We start from the raw sequence: 18,975 nt of genomic DNA, 5'->3' as shown, positions 1-18,975 counted from the left end.
ATTCGGATGAAGACCTTCCTTCAGCGCGGCGCCGTGGCGCCTCCCTGAAACTGGGCGTCGCGCGCCAGCATGCGGTCGATGCTGGTTTCGGCGCGCGCCAGGGTGCGGTCCAGGTCCGCGCCGTAGGCGATCACCGCGATCATCGCATCGCCCAGCGTTTTGGCGACGATCGCCTGGCGCGCGACTTCGATCGGCAGCGCCACGCCGTCACGCGCAATGGCGGCAATCTCGCTGCGCAGCGGCAGCCGCGTGAACGACGCCGATTCGATCACCGAGCGGCGCGTCGGCAGCTGGCCGGTGTGCGCCCACACGCCGCCTTCATCGTATAAAAACTTGAGGAAGGCCAGCGCGGCGTGGCGGCTGCGCGCGTCTGGCGTGCCGCCTTTCAGCAGCACCATCACGTGATTGTCGGCCCAGACCGCGCTGCGGCCATGCAGGCGCGGGAACGGCACCGCCGTGTAGCCTCCCGCGGTGGCGCTGTGCGCCTGATGCGACTGGCGCAGCAGGTCGCCGATGATCCAGGTCCCGTTGATCATCACGGCGCCTTCGCCGGCGGCAAAGCTTTGCAGGGCGGCGCCATAATCCTGGCCGCGCGTGGTCAGCCCTTCTTCGTACATCGTCCTGAGCAGCTGCACGGACGCGCGCACGGTCGCGCTGTGCAGGTCGATGTGGAAGTCGTCCCTGGGGAACAGGGTCGTGTCCTGCTGGCGTACGAGCGTCAGCAGGATGCGCGGGAAGAAGGCCGGATCGTTATCGGTCAGCCAGATGAAATAGGGCTTGCCGGTGGCGGCCTTGAACCGGCGTGCCTGGGCCAGGAGCTCCTGTGGCGATTGCGGCAGCAGCGGCTTGCCGTCCTTCGTCACCAGCCCGGCGCGCTTCATCAAATTGAGATTGATGTGCCACAGCCAGGAATGGGTGTCGAAGGGCAGGGCGTACCGATGGCCGTCGATCGTGACCGCGGTCTGCGCTTGCGGCGTGAAGTCGGCGACGTCGATGCCGGCGGCGCGGAACTCGTCGTCCAGCGGCGCGATCAGGCCGCGCTTGACGAAGTCGTTCAGGGCGGAGCTGTGCAGGATGGCGACGGCCGGTACGTCGCGGCCGACGATCCGCGCACCCAGCTGGCTGTAGTACGAGCCATGCTCCACCACTTGCGTGTGCACCGTGATCTGCTCGTGGTTGGTGGCGTTGAACTTGTTGACCAGCGTGGTGATGATGCCGCATTCGCCGGTGGCGTTGGCGGTATCGGTCGAGTTGCCGTATTCCGCTTCGCAGGAACCGAAGAAGCGTGCGAACGAGATGTCGGTCGGCGTGGCCGATGCCGTGCTGCCGGCGAACGTCAAGGCCAGGGCGGCGACAAAAGAAATGAGTCTCATGCTGAACGTACCCGGGTGCCGGCGACCGCGGCGACGATGTATTGTTGGAAGAAGGCGTACAGCACCAGCACCGGCGCCGCCGCGAACACGGCTTGCGCCATCAGGAAGCCCAGGCCTTCGGACTGTGCGAAGTTGGTCTGCGTCGAGGCCAGGCCCAAGGTCAGCGTGTAGTGGTCCGATTGGGTGGCGGAGATCAGCGGCCACAGGTAATCGTTCCACGCGCCGAGAAAGGTGACGATGCCCAGCGTGGCTTGCGCCGGCAGCGACAGCGGCAGGATCACGCGGGTGAACACGGTCCAGCGCGAGGCATTGTCCAGCAGGGCGGCTTCTTCCAGGTCGCGCGGTATCGCCTTGAAGTATTGCGTCATCAGGAACACGCCGAACGGCGCCGCCAGGCCGGGCAGGATCAGGCCCGGATAACTGTTGTGCAGGCCCCAGTCGGCGAACATGCGGTGCAGCGGGATGACGACGGCGGTCTGCGGCACGGCCAGCCCGGCCAGCACGAGGCGGTACAGCCAGGTCTTGCCGGGGAACTCGGTGCGGGCGAAGCCATAGCCTGCCAGCGACGACAGCAGCAGCACCAGGATGGTCTGGGCGAATGCCACCACGCAGGAATTGACGATCCAGCGGAACACCAGCGAGGTGCCGAGGATGTCGCTGTAGTTCTTCAAGGTGTAGGGCGGCGCGAACAGGATGTCGGTGCGCTGCGCCAGCAATTCGTTGGGCTTGAACGACAGCGCCAGTATCCACAGCAAGGGCGCCACCCAGACGATCGCGGCCAGCACGGTGGCGCCGAAGATGGCGCGGTTGCCCCAGCGGTTGGTCAGATTCGCATTCATGATTGCGCCTTTCGTGCGCGGCGTTCGAGCCAGCCTTGCAGCGCGATCCCGGCCAGCATCAACAGGAATAACGCTTGCGCGCCGGCGGCCGCATACCCGAGCTGCCATTGTTCGAACATGGCTTCGTACACGAACATCACCAGCGAGCGGGTGCTGTTGTTCGGACCGCCCTGCGTCAGCAACTGGATCTGGCCGAACACCTGCAACTGTGCGATCAGCTGTGTGACCGCAACGAGGATCACGCTGTGGCGGATCGCCGGCAGCGTGATGTGGCGGAAGCTGCGCCAGCGGCTGGTGTTGTCCAGCGCGGCGGCCTCGTAGACATCGTGCGGGATCTGCTGCAGCGACGCCAGGAACAGCATCATCGGCATGCCGACGCCCCACCAGACGGTGGCCAGCACGACCATCGGCAATGCCAGCCATTCGCTGGTCAGCGGTGCGCCGGCGTCCAGGCCCATGCCATGCGCGGCGTTGGCCAGCATGCCGTGTTCCGGCATCAGCACCAGGCGCCAGACCAGCGTGACGATGGTGACCGACAGCACGCCGGCGCCGAAAAATACGCCGCGCAGGATGGCGGTGGCGCGGCCCGGCCGGTTCAGCGCCAGCGCCAGCGCCAGGCCCGTGATCACCATGGCGGGCGTGCACAGCGCCGCGAACAGCACGGTGTTGAACGTCGAGCGCACGAACATCTCGTCCTGCAGCAGGTCGATGAAGTTGACGGCGCCGACCCAGCGGCCGATGTTGGAGAGCAGGTCGATCGCGTGGAGGCTGAGCCACAGCCCTTTCGCCAGCGGCCACACCAGCAACGCCAGGTAGCACAGCAGGAAGGGGGTGACGAACAGCAGGCCGGTCCAGGCAAAGGCGGTGCGGCGCGCGGGCGCGAGCAGGGCAGAGGGGAGGTCGCGTTTCATCGGTCGCGCCTCATGCCGGATGGTGCGCGGTACCGGCCGCGTCGAACAGGTGGGCGCGCCGCAGGTCCAGGCGCAGGCGGATGGTGGAACCCACGGCCGGCTCCGCGGCGCGCGGCGGCGCGTCGGCCACGATCAGCAAGCCGTCCCGCAACTGCACGTGCAGCAGGGTGCGGTCGCCAAGGCGTTCGATCACCTCCACGGTGCCCTCGAGCTGCCCGTCGGCGGCGGGCGTGATGGCATCCGGGCGCAGGCCCAGTTCCAGCCTGCCTTCCGCCGCGAACGCGGGCACGGCGGTCCGCACGGTCGCGCCGTCTGCCAGCGTGACGGCGCAGCGGCCATCGACGTCGGGCGCGCGCACGACCGGCAGGAAGTTCATGCCTGGGCTGCCGACGAAGCCCGCCACGAACCGCGTGGCGGGGCGTTCATACAGTTCCATCGGCGCCGCGCACTGTTCGATGCGGCCCTGGTTCAGCACCACGATGCGGCTGGCCAGGGTCATGGCTTCGACCTGGTCGTGGGTGACGATGAGCATGGTCGCGCCCAGGCGCTTGTGCAGGCGCGCGAGCTCCAGCCGGGTGCGCGTGCGCAATGCGGCGTCGAGATTGGACAGCGGTTCGTCGAACAGGAACGCGAGCGGCTCCTTGACCACGGCGCGGCCGATGGCGACGCGCTGGCGCTGGCCGCCGGACAGCTGTCCGGGCTTGCGCTCCAGCAGCGCCTGCAGTTCGAGCATGTTGGCCGCATCGGTCACGCGGCGCGCGATGTCCGCTTCATCCATGCGGATGTTGCGCAGGCCGAACGCCAGGTTGTCGCGTACCGTCATGTGCGGATACAGCGCGTACTGCTGGAATACCATCGCCACGCCGCGCTGGCCCGGCGGCAGCGTGGTGACGTCGCGCCCGCCGATGGCGATGCGGCCGCCCGACACCGGCTCCAGTCCCGCCAGCATGCGCAGCAGCGTCGATTTGCCGCAGCCCGATGGACCCAGCAGCGCGATGAATTCGCCGGACGCGATCGACAGGTTGAAGTCCGGGATTACCGCGTTCTGGCCATAGCGCTTGCTGACGTCGACCCACTCGATGCCGCCCAGTTCATGTTCCATCTTCATTCTGTTTTGCCGTACTGCCGCAGCAGTTCGACCTCCTCTGTGCAATAGGGCGTCCCGTCGGCATGCAGCACGTCGTGGAACCAGACGGGCGGCGGCGTGTCCGCGTACGGCGTCTTCCACGAGTCCCACGGCATGTTGGTCTGGCTGCGGCCCGCCACGAAGCCCCAGTTGATCATGCCGATGTGTTCCGTGCGCGCGATCTCCAGGGCGGAACTGAAGGTGGACCCCATGCCGCGCGCCATGTATTCGGTGCAGATCAGCGGGCGGCCGTAGCCCTGCAACTGGTGGACGCGGGCCAGGAATTTTTCCGGACCGCTGTAATCGTGGAAGGTTAACACGTCCGACAGCGCCAACTGCGCTTTCTGCACGTCGTTGAGTACCGTGGACGCCGGCGACCAGTCGTCGCCGAACCAGACGCCGCTGGTCAGCGGCTGCTTCGGCGCGCAGGCCTGGGCCCAGCCGAATACCTGCGGCAGCAGCTTCGCCACCAGCGAGATCTTTTCCTTGGCTTCGAACGGCAGGTAGTACCCCAGGCCGCCGCCCTGGTTGTCAGGCTCGTTCCACAGGTCCCAGCACCACACGCGGTCGTCGTTGCCGAAGCTGGCGACGATGTCCTCCACGTATGCGCGCAGCGCCGGATAGCTGGACGGATCGGCCAGCTGGGCCGCGCCCGGGCTCTGCACCCAGCAGGAATTGTGGACGCCCGGTTCGGGCCAGCGCTGCGGCCCCAGCTCGGGACGCGGATCCCAGCACGAATCGAACAGCACCAGCATCGTACGGATCCCGTGCCGCGCGGCGATGCCCAGGTAAACGTCGATGCGCCGCTTGAATCCTTCCGCATCGTGTGCCCACAGCAGGTCGTGCAGGAACACGCGCATGGTGTTCATGCCCAGGCCGGCGGCCCAGCCCAGTTCGAGGTCGATGCGCTCCGCATCGAAGGTGTCGGCCTGCCACATTTCCAGCTGGTTGACCGCGCTGGCGGGAACGAAGTTGGCACCGAGGATGCGCGGTTGCGCCGCGAACCAGGCATGCGCGCGCTGCGGGCTCCACAGCGGAACTTGTGGAACGGTGGGCGTGGCGGGTGCAGTGGTCATCATGTTCTTTCTAAAATCAGGTTGGGAGGGGTGACGTCGTCATGGCGTCAGCGCGGCGGCGCCGAAGCGGGTCCGGCAGCTCTGGTCGGCGCCGCCGTCGGATTGCAGCATCGTCAGGCGCTTGCCGTCGGTCGACGGCAGCAGCGGGCTGGAATAGTTCTGGCACCAGTTGGTCGTCAGCGGAGGAGAAGCGATGGCCAGCGGCGCCGGCGCCAGCTTCCACGGGCCGCTGCCGTCGGCGGTGGTGTTGGTGAACATGACTTTGCCGTTGCCGCTGGCATCCGGGATGCCGTTCTTGTCGACGAGGATCTGGCCGATCGCGATCAGCATGCCGTTGGGCTGGCCCGGGACCGGGGCCCAGGTGAAGGTCGGCGCGTGGCGGAAGAACTGGCCGCTGGCGGTCTCCAGGCGGAAGCCCGGATCGTTGGCGGCGCCCCAGTCGAGGCCATCGCTGGACCGCTTGGCGCGCAGCGCGCAGTCCAGCGTCCCGAGATAGCAGTTCTCGAAGGTCAGCAGATAAGCGCCGTTCGGCAGCTGGCGCACGATGGCCATGCCGGGACGGGATTTGGGATCGTCGCCGGCGACGATGGTGCGCGGCGCGCTCCAGGTGACGCCATCGCGGCTGGTGACTTCCTCAAGGATCTGGGAGTGACCGGCCAGCGTCTCGTCCGAGTAGTAGCACACCAGTTCCCCGGATCTGGCGATGGCGAATTCCGGCTCCCAGATGCCGGACGGCGCTTTCGGGTTCTTGGGAACGCGCCCCGTGCCGCACAGGGACAGGTAGTTCCAGGTCGCGCCGCCGTCGGCGCTCTGGTAGATGCGGTTTTCCATCGGCGCGTCGCGTTCCTGGCCGACGGATGCCGCGTACAGCAAGGTGCCGGCCGGCAGCGCGCCGATCTTGACCGGCAGCTCGTACAAGGTGCCGCAGCAATGGCCGTTCTTGAAATCGGGATCGGCGACCGTGCCGATGCGGGTGAAACTGGCGCCGTCGTCGCTGCTGGCATAAATGCCCGCCACCGGTTGGTCGGTGTTCCTGCTGGTGACGCTGGCCACCAGGCGGCCGTTCAGTGCGGCGGTCTGGTGATGGCTCTGGCGGATCAGGCGCGGATAGGTCGCGAACGTGTCGGCCAGCAGCGTGCCCTGGTTCGATGCGCCCGCGGCGGGTGGCGTGGCGGCGGCAACTGCGTCCGGCGCGGCCGCGATCGCGCCGCTGCCGCCGCAACCGCTCAGGAACAGTCCCACGCACAGCGTGGCGATGGCAAACATGCCGGTCTTGTTGATCATGCTGGTCTCCTGTTGTTGAGTTCTTAAGTCACAAGTATTTTCGTTGGTTTATTCTCGCAATATACATCATTACTTACAAGAATAGTTGTTATAAATTTGCGTTACTGGCATTTTCGCCACGCGGTATGATGCAGGGCATCATCACCCAATGCGGTGAACTCACAGATTTATTCAGAGGAATAGGGCGCAACATGGATGCTGGGAATCGGTCTTTGCTGGTAGAGGGCGACGCGGTACTGCCGCTGGTAAAAGCACTGGCGTCGGAAACGCGGCAAGCGATGCTGGGCCTGTTGACGCACAAGGTGCTGAACCTGTCGGAGCTGGCCGCCACCATGGGCCTGCCGCATTCCACCGTCAGCTTCAACGTCAACCAGCTGGAAGCGGTGGGCCTCGTGGTGGTGGAAACCGAGCCGGGCACGCGCGGCATCCAGAAACTGTGTTCCAAGCGCTACGACGAAGTGCGCATCCGCCTGCCCGGCGCGGCGGTGGAGGCGGAGCAGAATACCGTCACCATCAGCATGCCGATCGGCAGCTATCGCAGCGTCGAAGCCAGTCCGACCTGCGGCCTGGTCAGCGAGAGCAAGATCATCGGCATGCTGGACGATCCGCGTTCCTTCTTCGAGCCGGAGCACGTCCACGCCCAGCTGCTGTGGTTCGGCGCGGGCCATGTGGAATATGCCTTCCCGAACAATGTGCCGTACGGCGCGGTGACCACCGAGCTGTCGCTGTCCATGGAACTGTGTTCGGAGGCGCCCAACTACAATCCCGACTGGCCGTCCGACATTACGCTGTGGATCAACGAGGTGGAAGTGGGCACCTGGACCTCGCCCGGCGACTTCGGCGGCAAGCCGGCCCTGCTGACGCCGTCGTGGTGGCAGGTCGAGGGCACGACGTATGGCATGCTGAAACAATGGAGCGTCAACGAGCGCGGCGCCATGATCGACGGCGTCTCGCTGGGCGGGACGACCATCGGCGACCTGAAGCTGGGGCAGGCCAATCACATCCGCGTGCGCATCGGCGTCAAGGAAGACGCGCGCAACAAGGGCGGCCTCAACCTGTTCGGCCGCAAGTTCGGCAACTACCCGCAAGACATCGTCATGAAGCTCGGCTTCGAGTTCCCGAGCGGCGTGCCGGTGCCGGTTTCCAAAAAAATCGGCTGAGACAGCGCTTATCCAACAAGTTTTGTTGTTGCTTAGCGTCGGGTTGGCCCATTTTTACCCGATATTCATAAAGTTTCAATATTTATCGCAAATATTATTGAAATAAATGGGAAATACATTCACTATTGCATCGCTGCTGGGGCACTATCGCAAATAAATTTGTTGTAGTGCCCGCCCATAACAAACAAGAATTAAAGCGATGACGCATCGTGCCAGTACTCACGGCATCCGGTATCTGTAGCTCGCCAGGGCATACCGGATCGGCACGGAAGCTTCGTTCAATAGTGGAGACATCACATGCAACAGTTCAAGAGGACGCCGGTCGCCGCGGCCCTGCTGGGCGTATTGACCGGCGCACCGGCCTGGGCGCAACAGCAGCCCGCCGATGCCATCAACGATACCAACACGGTGGTGGTGTCCGGCATCCGCCAGAGCGTACGCAAGGCGGAAGACATCAAACGCACCGCCGACCAGGTGGTCGACTCGATCAATGCCGAGGACATCGGAAAATTCCCGGACCGCTCCGTCGGCGAAGCGCTGCAGCGCATTCCGGGCGTGCAGGTGAGCCGCAATGCCGGCGAGGTCACCAACGTGTTGATCCGCGGCCTGCCGGACCTGGCCACCACGATCAACGGCAATGAAATCTTTACCGGCGACGGACGGCGCCTGTCTTACCAGGACCTGCGGATCGAAGGTGTGGCCGGCCTGGACATGTACAAGTCCGCCACCGCGAACCAGCAGGAAGGCGGCATTGCCGGCGTGATGGATGTGCGGCTGCGCAAGCCGCTGGATTTGAAGGGATTCACCGCCTCCGGCTTCATCGACGGCGTGAATCTCCATCCGCGCGGCAGCGGCGCCGACGCGCACACCGACCCGCAGCTCGGCGGCCTGATTTCGAATCGCTGGAAGACCGCGCATGGCGACGTCGGCGTGCTGCTGGACGGCACCTACGTCAAGGACCGCTTCGTCAATCCGGTGCAGTGGTTCGCGGAACCGGGCGGCGCCTCGTGGCAGGTGCGTCCCGACGGCAGCGCGTATCGCGACGATCGGGGCAATCCCAACCTGGCGGCCGAACGGGCCAAGGGCGGCACCACCACCACGGCCGTGATGCCTTTCCCCGGCGGCGTGTACAACTCCGGGAAGCGCGAGCGCGAGCAGTTGCACGGCGCGCTGCAATGGCGTCCGAGCGACAAGCTGGAAGTGGACAGCCAGGCGATCTACATGGGTTATCGCGGCCGCAGTGCCGAAGACTATCTGTTCGCCGTGGCGCGTGACGGCAACAAGGCGACCAATGTGGTGCTGGTGCCGGACGGCCCTTACTGCAACACGAGCCGTGGCCACGTCTGCCCGATCGCGTCCGCCGACGTGCTGCCGGACGCGGACGGCGTCGCGCCCTACACCGCCAGCAGCACCCAGGCGCACCAGCAGAAAACCGACACCGCGTACGGCAGCATCGGCGCCAAGTACAAGAACGGCCCATGGCAAGCCACGACGGACCTCGCGTTCACGTATTCGAAGGCCGTCGACGACCGCATCATCATCGACCAGAGCGTGCCGTTCGCCACGCTGCACGTGACCGGCCTGGACGGCGATGGGCACGGCGGCTTTTCCGCCTCCACGCCCGGCCACCCGAACGCCTTGAGCGATCCGTCGCAGTATGTGCTGCGCGGCTTCTTCCAGTCGTGGAGCGAGAGCAGCGGCCGGCAGACGCAGTGGCGCAACGACGTCAGCTACCGCCTGGCGCCGGGCTTGATCGAGAAGCTGTCGGCCGGGTTCCGCTTTTCGTCGCGCGATGCCGAATACCACGGCGCGGAAGGCGGCGCCGATACGCCGGGCGGTGTGCGTCCGGTGCCGGTCGGCGTGTTCGGCTCGTCGTTCGACGATGTCGTGCCGGGCGTGGAGCGGCTGGGCGGCGCCTTCGCTACGCCATCGACCAACTTCCTGCTGGATAACCGCGACCAGGTGCGTCAGTACTACGGCTTGCCGGCGGGACGCCTGGCGGACGACCCGAACCGCCTGTTCAAGCAGACCGAGAAGAACTACAGCGCCTACGGCATGGCCAGCTATGCGTTCGATGTGGGCTCGGTGAGCGTCTCGGGTGTGGGCGGCGTGCGCGTGAGCCGCCTGGACCGCGACCTGACCGGCAACAACCGCATCGGCAACACCATCAGCACGATCAACTCGAGCAGTTCGCATACCGACGTCCTGCCCAGCATCGGCGCCAAGATCGACTGGGCGGCCGACTGGATGTCGCACGTCGGCTGGGGCAAGACGGTCACGCGTCCGGATTTCGCGTCGCTGAACCCCGCGCTGTCGCTGACGCCGCCATCGATCAACCGCCCCGGCTACGGCAGCGCCGGCAATCCGGATTTGAAACCGGTGGAATCGAAGTCCTTCGACCTGACCCTCGAGCGCTACTTCGACAACAACGGCTACGCGTCGCTGGCCTATTTCGACCGCCGCATCGATGGTTATCTGCAGCCGTTCTCGCAGGTGGAAAACATCGACGGCCTGGATTACACGGTGACGCGTCCGCAGAATGCCGGCAAGGGCAAGCTGCACGGCTATGAACTGTCGGCGCAGAAGTTCATGGATTTCCTGCCCGGCGCGCTGTCCGGCCTCGGCGTGCAAGCCAATTACACGTGGATCAGCGGCAGCACCGAAACCGCGAATACCCTGAACGGCAGCGACTATACCGTCACGCCGCTGACCAACGTCGCCAAACGGAACGCCAACCTGGCGCTGATCTACGAGAAGTTCGGCTTCAGCGGCCGGCTGGCGTTCACCCGTCGCGACCGTTATGTCGAATCGCTGAACAACGGCGGCATCCAGCTGCCGCCGACCAATGTGGTGCGTGCGCGTAACCAGGTCGACCTGTCGGTCGGCTACGAGATCAATCCTCGGCTGTCCCTGCAATTCAATGCCTGGAACCTGAGCCACGCCGCCTACGAAAGCTACAGCGGCTACGAACAGTTCCCGCGCGATATCCGTTACGACCCGGCCGTCTATTCGCTCGGCCTGCGCTTCAAGCTGTAATACCGGCTCCTTGCTCCGTTGGAGTATTTGGCGGGGGCCTGCCCCCGCCTTTTTTTGGCACATACGAAAGGACATAACATGCAGATCCGTTTCTATGCCGTGCTGTTCGCGATGCTGTGCTGGCTAAGTGGCGCCAGTGCCGCCGTCACCCTGGGAAATCAGACGTCGTTCTATCCGCGCATGTTGAGGCTGGGCTCGAATGCGCATTTGGTCGCCAGCTTCGATTACGGCAATACGCAAAGCACGATCTGGGACAGCGCCGACAATGGCGCGAGCTGGACCCAGATCGCCACCATCAATCTCGGCGAACCCGGCCACTGCTGCAGCGGCATGTACGAAACGCCGCAAGGCGCGCTGCTGTGGACCACCTCCACCACCAATGGCAGCGTCCACGCCATCAAGATCTATCGCAGCACCGACCAGGGCCATACCTGGAACCTGCTGTCCACCCCGGTGACGGGCGGCACCGGCGTGTGGGAAGCGGAATTCGCGACCGACAGCGCCGGCCGCCTGGTCATGTATTACTCCAGCGAAGAATATAAAAGCAGCGGGTACAACCAGCTGATCGCCGAGCGCATTTCCAACGATGGCGGCGTCACCTGGAGCAGCGACACCATCGTCGTCGGCGTCAGCGACGGCAACGTGCAGCGGCCCGGTATGCCGCTGGTGGCGCGTCTGCCGAACGGCAGCTATGTGATGACGTACGAAGTCTGCGGCGGGTCGAATTGCGACGCCTTCATCCGCACGTCTTCCGATGGCGTGAGCTGGGGCGTGCCGTCGAATCTGGGCACACGCATCGAATCCACGTCCGGCAATCACTTCACGCAGACGCCGACCGTACGCTGGTACAACGATGGCAGCGCCAACGGCCGTCTGCTGGTGACCGGCATGGTCCTGCGCCGCAATGCCGACAACGGTATCGCCGCCGGTAATGGCCAGACGTTCATGTTCAATACCAACAATGGCACCGGACTCTGGACCGAAGGCGCGACCCCGCAGGCGGCCGTGACCAACGGCGGCAGCGATGTCTGCAATGGCTATTCCACGCAATTGCTGCCGTCGGCGAATGGCGCGCAATTGTATGAACTGGTCAATGTCGGCTGCTCGATCAAATTTGCCGCCGGCCCGATGAATAATCCGGTCGCCAGCGGTATCTATACACTGATCTCGAAGAACAGCGGGTTGGCATTGGACGTCAACGCCTGTTCGACGCTGGCCGGCGCCAACGTCCAGCAGTGGACGCCGAACGGCGCCAACTGCCAGCGCTGGAACGTGCAGAACCAGGGTAACGGCGATTACGTGCTGACGTCCATAAACAGCGGCCTGGCGCTGGACGTGAATGCCTGTTCGACGGCCAACGGCGGCAACGTCCAGCAGTGGACGCCGAATGGCGCCCCTTGCCAGGCATGGCATCCGGAGCCGGTCGGTGGCGGTTACTTCCGCCTCGTATCGAAGAACAGCGGCCTGGTGCTCGATGTCGATGCCTGTTCCACCGCGCCGGGCGGCAATGTCCAGCAATGGCAGTGGCTGGGCGGGGATTGCCAGCGCTGGAAGCTGCAACCGTCGCCCTGAAGTTGCCCTGATTGCATCGGCCAGCCCGGGCGGTAACGCAGACCGGACTGGCCGGCGTGGATAAGACGCATCTCTGCGCAGGACGCCGTGCTTTAGGCGGAAAAAGTCTGTTTTTCCAAAACAAATTCGAGCATAGCGTCAGTTTTCTGTTGGTTTCTGCCTTTCGACCGTTGCAAAAATCATTCCTTCGCCAGCGTGGTGCATCGCAATAAGCTAGAATAGAGAGTCCTACGCGTCAGTACGACAGTCGATCTCCCCATGAACGCTCCTGCCAATATCCACGCCCTGCTCGAAGAAAACGCGCCCATCCGGCTGCGCGAAATCCCCTATAACTACACGTCGTTCTCCGATCGCGAGATCGTGATCCGTCTGCTGGGCGAGTCATCGTGGCAATTGCTGGACGAATTGCGCGGCGCCCGCCAGACCGGGCGCTCGGCGCGCATGCTGTACGAAGTCCTGGGCGACATCTGGGTCGTGCGCCGCAACCCGTACCTGCAGGACGACCTGCTGGACAACCCCAGGCGCCGCGCCAAGCTGATCGAAGCGCTGCATCACCGCCTGGCGGAAGTCGACAAGCGCCGCCTGACGGTGGATGGCAGCGAGGCCGATCCGGCCACGGCAGCACGTCGGAGCAGCGCCGTCGAACAGCTGCTCGTCGCCGCCCGCAAGGCCGTCGACGACTTCGGCCGCGAGTTCGCCGAGACCTACGACCTGCGCAAGCGCGCCAAGTCCGTGCTGGGCCGCTACACCGACAAGCGCAACATCCGCTTCGACGGCATGCACCGCACGTCGCACGTGACGGATGCCACCGACTGGCGCGTCGAATACCCGTTCCTCGTCCTCGTGCCGGATTCGGAAGACGAAATGGCCGGCCTCGTGAAGGGCTGTATCGAACTCGGGCTGACCATCATCCCGCGCGGCGGCGGCACCGGTTACACGGGCGGCGCGATTCCGCTGTCGCCGCTGTCGGCCGTGATCAACACGGAAAAACTGATCGGCATGAGCGAGGTCGAGATGACCCGCCTGCCGGGCGTCGACCGCGACTACGCGACCATCTACACGGGCGCCGGCGTCGTCACGCAGCGCGTGTCGCAGGCGGCCGAGAAGGCCGGCTTCGTGTTCGCCGTCGACCCGACCTCCGCGCACGCCTCCTGCATCGGCGGGAACATCGCGATGAACGCGGGCGGCAAGAAGGCCGTCCTGTGGGGCACGGCGCTCGACAACCTGGCCTCGTGGCGCATGGTCGACCCGAACGGCGACTGGCTCGAGGTCACGCGCGTCGACCACAACCTGGGCAAGATCCACGACGCGCCGGTCGCCACGTTCAAGCTCGAATGGACGCACCCGTCGGAAAAGGGGGCGCCGAAAGGCGAGCCGTTCCGCACCGAGACGCTGGCCATCGAAGGCCGCCGCTTCCGCAAGGAGGGGCTCGGCAAGGACGTTACCGACAAGTTCCTCGCGGGCCTGCCGGGCATCCAGAAAGAGGGCACGGATGGCCTGATCACGTCCGGCCGCTGGATCCTGCACAAGATGCCGAAGTACACGCGCACCGTCGCGCTGGAATTCTTCGGCCAGGCGCGCGACGCGATCCCGTCGATCGTCGAGATCAAGGATTACCTGGACAGCCTGCCGAAGAACGGCAAGCCGGAATTCGCCAGCCTGCGCCTCGCGGGCCTGGAGCACCTGGACGAGCGCTACCTGCGCGCCGTCGGCTATGCGACCAAATCGAAGCGCGGCACCTTGCCCAAGATGGCGCTGTTCGGCGACATCGTCGGCGACGACGAGAACGCGGTCGCGCTGGCCACGTCCGAAGTCGTGCGCCTCGCGAACACGCGCGTGGGCGAAGGCTTCATCGCCGTGAGCCCGGAAGCCCGCAAGAAATTCTGGCTCGACCGCTCGCGCACCGCGGCCATCGCGCGCCACACGAACGCCTTTAAAATCAACGAAGACGTCGTCATCCCGCTGAACCGGATGGGTGAGTACACGGACGGCATCGAGCGCATCAACGTCGAGCTGTCGATCAAGAACAAGCTGCAGCTCGTCGAGGAATTGCACGCCTATTTCACGTCCGGGAACCTGGAAGTGACGAAGGCCGACGATGCGACCGGCGAAGGCGTGTCGAAGGAAGAAATCCTCGGCGACCGCCCGCAGCAGGCCGACGATCTGCTGGCCCGCGTGTCCGCGCGCTGGACCTGGATCATGGCCAACCTCGACCAGCCGCTGGGCGCCGTGCTCGATAAGCTGGCCGACTTCGGCCTCGACGGTTTGAGCGGCACGTTCCAGGCGCGCCTCGCGCAGCAGCCTGGCGCCACGCTGTTCGACGTCGTGCAGGACCACACCGTGCGCGTCTCGTGGAAGCAAGAGATCCGCGCGCAGCTGCGCCACATCTTCAACGGCGCGGCCTACGAGCCGATCCTGGCCGAGGCGACCGCGATCCACAAGCGCGTGCTGCGCTCGCGCGTGTTCGTCGCGCTGCACATGCACGCGGGCGACGGCAACGTGCACACGAACCTGCCCGTGAACTCGGACGACTACGCCATGCTGCAGGATGCGCACAAGGCCGTCGAGCGCATCATGAAGCTGGCGCGTTCGCTGGACGGCGTGATCTCGGGCGAGCACGGCATCGGCATCACGAAGCTGGAATTCCTCACCGAGGACGAGATCCGCGATTTCCGCGACTATAAAAAACGCGTCGATCCGGAAGGCCGCTTCAACAAGGGCAAGCTGCTGAACGGCGAGAGCGGCTACGCCGACCTGCGCAACGCGTACACGCCGTCGTTCGGCCTGATGGGCCACGAATCGCTGATCATGCAGCAGAGCGACATCGGCGAGATCGCCAACAGCGTCAAGGACTGCCTGCGCTGCGGGAAGTGCAAGCCGGTATGCGCCACGCACGTGCCGCAGGCGAACCTGCTGTACTCGCCGCGCGACAAGATCCTGGCGACGTCCGCGCTGATCGAAGCATTCCTGTACGAAGAGCAGACGCGCCGCGGCGTCTCGATCCGCCACTGGGAAGAATTCGAGGACGTGTCCGACCACTGCACCGTGTGCCACAAGTGCGTGACGCCGTGCCCGGTGGACATCGACTTCGGCAACGTCTCGATGAACATGCGTAACCTGCTGCGCAAGATGGACAAGCGCAGCTTCAAGCCGGCGCAGCGCGCGGGCATGTTCTTCCTGAACGCGACCGATCCGACGACCATCAACGCGATGCGCAAGGGGATGATCGACTGGGGCTACAAGGCGCAGCGCCTGGGCGCGAGCGTGCTGAAGGCCGTCGCGAAAGAGCAGACCAAGGCACCGCCCCCGACCACGGGCAAGGCGCCGATCCGCGAGCAGGTGATCCACTTCGTCAACAAGAAGATGCCGGGCAACCTGCCGAAGAAGACGGCGCGCGCGCTGCTGGACATCGAGGACGACAAGGTCATCCCGATCATCCGCAACCCGAAGGTCACGAACGCCGATACGGAAGCCGTGTTCTACTTCCCCGGCTGCGGCTCCGAGCGCCTGTTCTCGCAGGTGGGCCTGGCCACGCAGGCGATGCTGTGGGAAGTGGGCGTGCAGACCGTGCTGCCGCCGGGCTACCTGTGCTGCGGCTATCCGCAGCGCGGCGCCGGCCAGTACGACAAGGCCGACAAGATGATGACGGATAACCGCGTGCTGTTCCACCGCATGGCCAACACGCTGAACTACCTCGACATCAAGACGGTCCTCGTCTCGTGCGGCACGTGCTACGACCAGCTGGCGACCTACGAGTTCGAGAAGATCTTCCCGGGCTGCCGCATCATGGACATCCACGAGTACCTGCTGGAGAAGGGCGTCAGGCTGGAAGGCGTGACCGGTACGCGCTACATGTACCACGATCCGTGCCACACGCCGATGAAGCTGCAGGACTCGATGAAGACCGTGAACGCGCTCGTGCAGACCGTCGACAACGTCGCGATCGAAAAGAACGACCGCTGCTGCGGCGAGTCGGGCACGTTCGCCGTCAGCCGTCCGGACATCTCGACCCAGGTCCGCTTCCGCAAGGAGCAGGAAATGGAAAAGGGCGCGGACAAGCTGCGCGCCGACGGGTTCAAGGGCGACGTCAAGATCCTGACGAGCTGCCCGTCCTGCCTGCAGGGCCTGTCGCGCTACAACGACGACTCGGGCACCACGGCCGACTACATCGTCGTCGAGATCGCGCGCCACCTGCTGGGCGAGAACTGGATGCCGAACTACGTCGCCAACGCCAACAACGGCGGCATCGAGCGGGTGCTCGTATGACGCGTGTGGCCGGCTGCGAGCTGTGCGAGCTGTCGGCGCCCACCGTCGTCGACAACGATAAATTCGCGGTCATCCTCGTCGACGACGCCAACTACCCCGGCTTCGCGCGCGTGATCTGGAAGGACCACGTGCGCGAGGCGAGCGACCTGGCGGACGCGGATCGCCTGCTGCTGAACGATGCCGTGTACAAGCTCGAACTGGCGGTGCGCGAGGTGATGCAGCCGCTGAAGGTCAACGTGGCGAGCCTCGGCAACGTCGTGCCGCACCTGCACTGGCACGTGATCCCGCGCTACGCCGACGACGCGCACTTCCCGTCGCCCGTGTGGGCGCAGGCCGTGCGCGCGACGGACGAGGCGGTGCTGGCCGCGCGCCGGGCGCTGGTGCCGCAGCTGGCGGAGGCGATCAAGCGCCGCTTCATTAAGCGGTAAAATTCGCCTATCCACGTCGTCCCCGGACTGGCCGTCCGCCTTGGCGGGGACCCAATTTTGTATGCGCCGACGCGACGCACGCAGGACTTGGGCTCCCGCCTCCGCGGGAGCGACGGTCATTAACGTTTCCGATCCCATCATGCCTACGCCCACCAACCTCACCATCCGCCAGCAATCGAAGGTCCTGGAAATCGCCTTCGACGACGGCGCCGCCTTCGCCATCCCGTTCGAACTGCTGCGTGTTTATTCGCCGTCGGCCGAAGTGAAGGGCCACGGTCCGGGCCAGGAAGTGCTGCAGGTCGGCAAGCGCGACGTCGGCATCCGCGGCGCCGAGCCAGTCGGAAACTACGGCGTCAAGCCGCTGTTCACGGACGGCCACGAGTCCGGCATCTATACCTGGGATTACCTGTACAAGCTGGGCAACGAGCACGACCGGTTGTGGCAGGATTACCTGGCTCGCCTGCATGCGGCGGGGTATGAAGGCGACAGCGGCCGCGAAGCGAGTGCCGTGCCGGTGGCCGGACAGAAGGGCGGCGGTTGCGGGAGCGGGGGCGGCGGTGGCTGCGGAAGCCACTGAGCCGTCGCGGAACCGACGGCATCAACGAAAAAAGCGCCGGTTCGATACACGGCGCTTTTTTCTTTGCCGGCCTGGTGGGCCGGCGCTATCCGGTTTGCGTCCCGGTCGGGGATTATTGCGGCTGGATGTTTGCTGCCTGCTTGCCTTTCGGGCCCGACGTGACGTCGAAGCTGACGCGCTGGTTTTCCGCCAGCGATTTGAAGCCGGCCGAATTGATGGCCGAGAAGTGTGCGAACAGATCGTCGCCACCATCGTCAGGTTTGATGAAGCCAAAGCCTTTTGCGTCGTTGAACCATTTCACGGTGCCAGTCGCCATGTTTCTCTCTCTCAAGAAATTTTTTTGAAAAATAATGTGTTTTTGCTGGCGACACATGGTTAAGCGATAAGGCATCCCTGTTCCGAACTGTGCGCAAGCGAAAATCATTATAAGCAGAGTTTTAACAGTTGTGATGCACGATTGCTATCCCGTGTGGCAAAGACGACAGGTGTACGCATGGCAACGATTTCACTGGGCCCGCTCCGGGTAAGACACCTTTAAGCTGAGCACAGCACCCGGCTTGTATAATGTGGCAAGACTAAACGGCTTGCTACCATGACCAACACCACCCATTTCGGCTACAAGACCGTCTCGGAAGACGAGAAGGTTCACGAAGTAGCCAAGGTATTCCACTCGGTCGCGTCGAAATACGACGTGATGAACGACCTGATGTCCGCCGGCCTGCACCGGGTGTGGAAGGCGTTCACCATCGCCCAGGCCGGCATCCGTCCGGGCTTCAAGGTGCTCGACATCGCGGGCGGCACGGGTGACCTGTCGAAGGCGTTCGCCAGGCAGGCGGGGCCGAGCGGAGAGGTCTGGCTGACCGACATCAACGAGTCGATGCTGCGCGTGGGCCGCGATCGTCTATTGAACAAGGGTCTCGTCACCCCCACCTTGCTGTGTGACGCGGAAAAACTGCCGTTCCCCGACAATTATTTCGACCGCGTCAGCGTGGCCTTTGGCCTGCGCAACATGACGCACAAGGATCTGGCGCTGGCGGAAATGCGCCGCGTGCTCAAGCCGGGCGGCAAGCTGCTCGTGCTGGAATTCTCGAAAGTCGCGGCGCCGCTGCAAAAGCCGTACGACGTGTATTCGTTCTCCGTGCTGCCGTGGCTGGGCCAGCGCATCGCCGGCGATGCGGAAAGCTACCGGTATCTGGCGGAATCGATCCGCATGCATCCGGACCAGGACACGCTGAAATCGATGATGGAAACGGCCGGCCTGGACCGCGTGCAGTACTACAACCTGACGGCCGGTGTGGCCGCGCTGCACACCGGCATCAAACTCTGA

At 64.8% G+C, this 18,975-nt stretch carries 14 protein-coding genes; 7 read left to right on the top strand and 7 right to left on the bottom strand.

Annotated elements, in window-relative coordinates:
• Positions 1-20: 20 nt before the first annotated feature.
• The 6 genes from ASC93_RS24665 to ASC93_RS24640 are packed head-to-tail and all read right to left on the bottom strand — an operon-like array spanning position 21 to position 6,609.
• Positions 21-1,373: an extracellular solute-binding protein gene (locus ASC93_RS24665; RefSeq protein ID WP_082548321.1), complete on the bottom strand. Its 1,353-nt coding sequence runs from the start codon at positions 1,371-1,373 to the stop codon at positions 21-23.
• Positions 1,370-2,212 carry a carbohydrate ABC transporter permease gene (locus ASC93_RS24660; RefSeq protein WP_056448928.1) on the bottom strand — a complete coding sequence of 281 codons (843 nt, stop codon included), beginning with the start codon at positions 2,210-2,212 and terminating at the stop codon, positions 1,370-1,372. The genes ASC93_RS24665 and ASC93_RS24660 overlap by 4 nt, the downstream gene beginning before the upstream one ends.
• Positions 2,209-3,123 (bottom strand): carbohydrate ABC transporter permease, encoded by a 915-nt coding sequence (locus ASC93_RS24655; RefSeq protein ID WP_056448925.1) that lies wholly within the window; start codon positions 3,121-3,123, stop codon positions 2,209-2,211. The genes ASC93_RS24660 and ASC93_RS24655 overlap by 4 nt, the downstream gene beginning before the upstream one ends.
• A 10-nt stretch (positions 3,124-3,133) precedes the next feature.
• Positions 3,134-4,231, bottom strand: a complete 1,098-nt coding sequence (locus ASC93_RS24650) for an ABC transporter ATP-binding protein (RefSeq protein WP_307189032.1) — start codon at positions 4,229-4,231, stop codon at positions 3,134-3,136.
• The gene (locus ASC93_RS24645; RefSeq protein WP_056448919.1) at positions 4,228-5,328 is read right to left on the bottom strand and encodes a 1,4-beta-xylanase; all 1,101 of its coding nucleotides are present in this window, start codon (positions 5,326-5,328) and stop codon (positions 4,228-4,230) included. Before ASC93_RS24645 ends, ASC93_RS24650 begins: the two co-directional genes overlap by 4 nt.
• Positions 5,329-5,364: 36 nt before the next feature.
• Positions 5,365-6,609: a sialidase family protein gene (locus ASC93_RS24640; protein ID WP_056448916.1), complete on the bottom strand. Its 1,245-nt coding sequence runs from the start codon at positions 6,607-6,609 to the stop codon at positions 5,365-5,367.
• A 191-nt stretch (positions 6,610-6,800) separates the two neighbouring features.
• On the opposite strand from ASC93_RS24640, the gene ASC93_RS24635 reads away from it, so the two are divergent.
• From ASC93_RS24635 to ASC93_RS24610, 6 genes are all read left to right on the top strand, one after another.
• Positions 6,801-7,769 (top strand): transcriptional regulator, encoded by a 969-nt coding sequence (locus tag ASC93_RS24635; protein ID WP_056448913.1) that lies wholly within the window; start codon positions 6,801-6,803, stop codon positions 7,767-7,769.
• A gap of 297 nt (positions 7,770-8,066) precedes the next feature.
• Positions 8,067-10,805: a TonB-dependent receptor gene (locus tag ASC93_RS24630; protein ID WP_056448909.1), complete on the top strand. Its 2,739-nt coding sequence runs from the start codon at positions 8,067-8,069 to the stop codon at positions 10,803-10,805.
• 78 nt (positions 10,806-10,883) lie between these two features.
• The gene (locus ASC93_RS24625; protein WP_056448905.1) at positions 10,884-12,377 is read left to right on the top strand and encodes an RICIN domain-containing protein; all 1,494 of its coding nucleotides are present in this window, start codon (positions 10,884-10,886) and stop codon (positions 12,375-12,377) included.
• 258 nt (positions 12,378-12,635) lie between these two features.
• Positions 12,636-16,643: an FAD/FMN-binding oxidoreductase gene (locus ASC93_RS24620; protein WP_056448902.1), complete on the top strand. Its 4,008-nt coding sequence runs from the start codon at positions 12,636-12,638 to the stop codon at positions 16,641-16,643.
• The gene (locus ASC93_RS24615; protein ID WP_056448899.1) at positions 16,640-17,071 is read left to right on the top strand and encodes an HIT family protein; all 432 of its coding nucleotides are present in this window, start codon (positions 16,640-16,642) and stop codon (positions 17,069-17,071) included. The genes ASC93_RS24620 and ASC93_RS24615 overlap by 4 nt, the downstream gene beginning before the upstream one ends.
• A 139-nt stretch (positions 17,072-17,210) precedes the next feature.
• Positions 17,211-17,648 carry a gamma-butyrobetaine hydroxylase-like domain-containing protein gene (locus ASC93_RS24610; protein WP_056448896.1) on the top strand — a complete coding sequence of 146 codons (438 nt, stop codon included), beginning with the start codon at positions 17,211-17,213 and terminating at the stop codon, positions 17,646-17,648.
• Positions 17,649-17,760: 112 nt separating this feature from the next.
• On the opposite strand, the gene ASC93_RS24605 is transcribed toward ASC93_RS24610, so the two are convergent.
• Positions 17,761-17,964 (bottom strand): cold-shock protein, encoded by a 204-nt coding sequence (locus ASC93_RS24605; RefSeq protein WP_056448893.1) that lies wholly within the window; start codon positions 17,962-17,964, stop codon positions 17,761-17,763.
• Positions 17,965-18,240: 276 nt separating this feature from the next.
• On the opposite strand from ASC93_RS24605, the gene ubiE reads away from it, so the two are divergent.
• Entirely contained in the window at positions 18,241-18,975 is a 735-nt protein-coding gene (gene ubiE / locus ASC93_RS24600) for a bifunctional demethylmenaquinone methyltransferase/2-methoxy-6-polyprenyl-1,4-benzoquinol methylase UbiE (protein ID WP_056448890.1), read from the top strand.

It is taken from the genome of Massilia sp. Root335 (assembly GCF_001425685.1).
Lineage (GTDB): Bacteria > Pseudomonadota > Gammaproteobacteria > Burkholderiales > Burkholderiaceae_D > Telluria > Telluria luteola.
Note: the sequence above shows the minus strand (reverse complement) of the source record. Positions and strands in the feature narration are given on the sequence as shown.

Bases quoted from the DNA above. Each gene is read 5' to 3' on its own strand.
- ASC93_RS24615 (WP_056448899.1), top strand. From the start codon at position 16,640: ATGACGCGTGTGGCCGGCTGCGAGCTGTGCGAGCTGTCGGCGCCCACC.
- ASC93_RS24605 (WP_056448893.1), bottom strand. From the start codon at position 17,964: ATGGCGACTGGCACCGTGAAATGGTTCAACGACGCAAAAGGCTTTGGC.
- ASC93_RS24645 (WP_056448919.1), bottom strand. From the start codon at position 5,328: ATGATGACCACTGCACCCGCCACGCCCACCGTTCCACAAGTTCCGCTG.
- ubiE (WP_056448890.1), top strand. From the start codon at position 18,241: ATGACCAACACCACCCATTTCGGCTACAAGACCGTCTCGGAAGACGAG.
- ASC93_RS24635 (WP_056448913.1), top strand. From the start codon at position 6,801: ATGGATGCTGGGAATCGGTCTTTGCTGGTAGAGGGCGACGCGGTACTG.
- ASC93_RS24620 (WP_056448902.1), top strand. From the start codon at position 12,636: ATGAACGCTCCTGCCAATATCCACGCCCTGCTCGAAGAAAACGCGCCC.
- ASC93_RS24655 (WP_056448925.1), bottom strand. From the start codon at position 3,123: ATGAAACGCGACCTCCCCTCTGCCCTGCTCGCGCCCGCGCGCCGCACC.
- ASC93_RS24610 (WP_056448896.1), top strand. From the start codon at position 17,211: ATGCCTACGCCCACCAACCTCACCATCCGCCAGCAATCGAAGGTCCTG.
- ASC93_RS24625 (WP_056448905.1), top strand. From the start codon at position 10,884: ATGCAGATCCGTTTCTATGCCGTGCTGTTCGCGATGCTGTGCTGGCTA.
- ASC93_RS24660 (WP_056448928.1), bottom strand. From the start codon at position 2,212: ATGAATGCGAATCTGACCAACCGCTGGGGCAACCGCGCCATCTTCGGC.
- ASC93_RS24665 (WP_082548321.1), bottom strand. From the start codon at position 1,373: ATGAGACTCATTTCTTTTGTCGCCGCCCTGGCCTTGACGTTCGCCGGC.
- ASC93_RS24630 (WP_056448909.1), top strand. From the start codon at position 8,067: ATGCAACAGTTCAAGAGGACGCCGGTCGCCGCGGCCCTGCTGGGCGTA.
- ASC93_RS24650 (WP_307189032.1), bottom strand. From the start codon at position 4,231: ATGAAGATGGAACATGAACTGGGCGGCATCGAGTGGGTCGACGTCAGC.
- ASC93_RS24640 (WP_056448916.1), bottom strand. From the start codon at position 6,609: ATGATCAACAAGACCGGCATGTTTGCCATCGCCACGCTGTGCGTGGGA.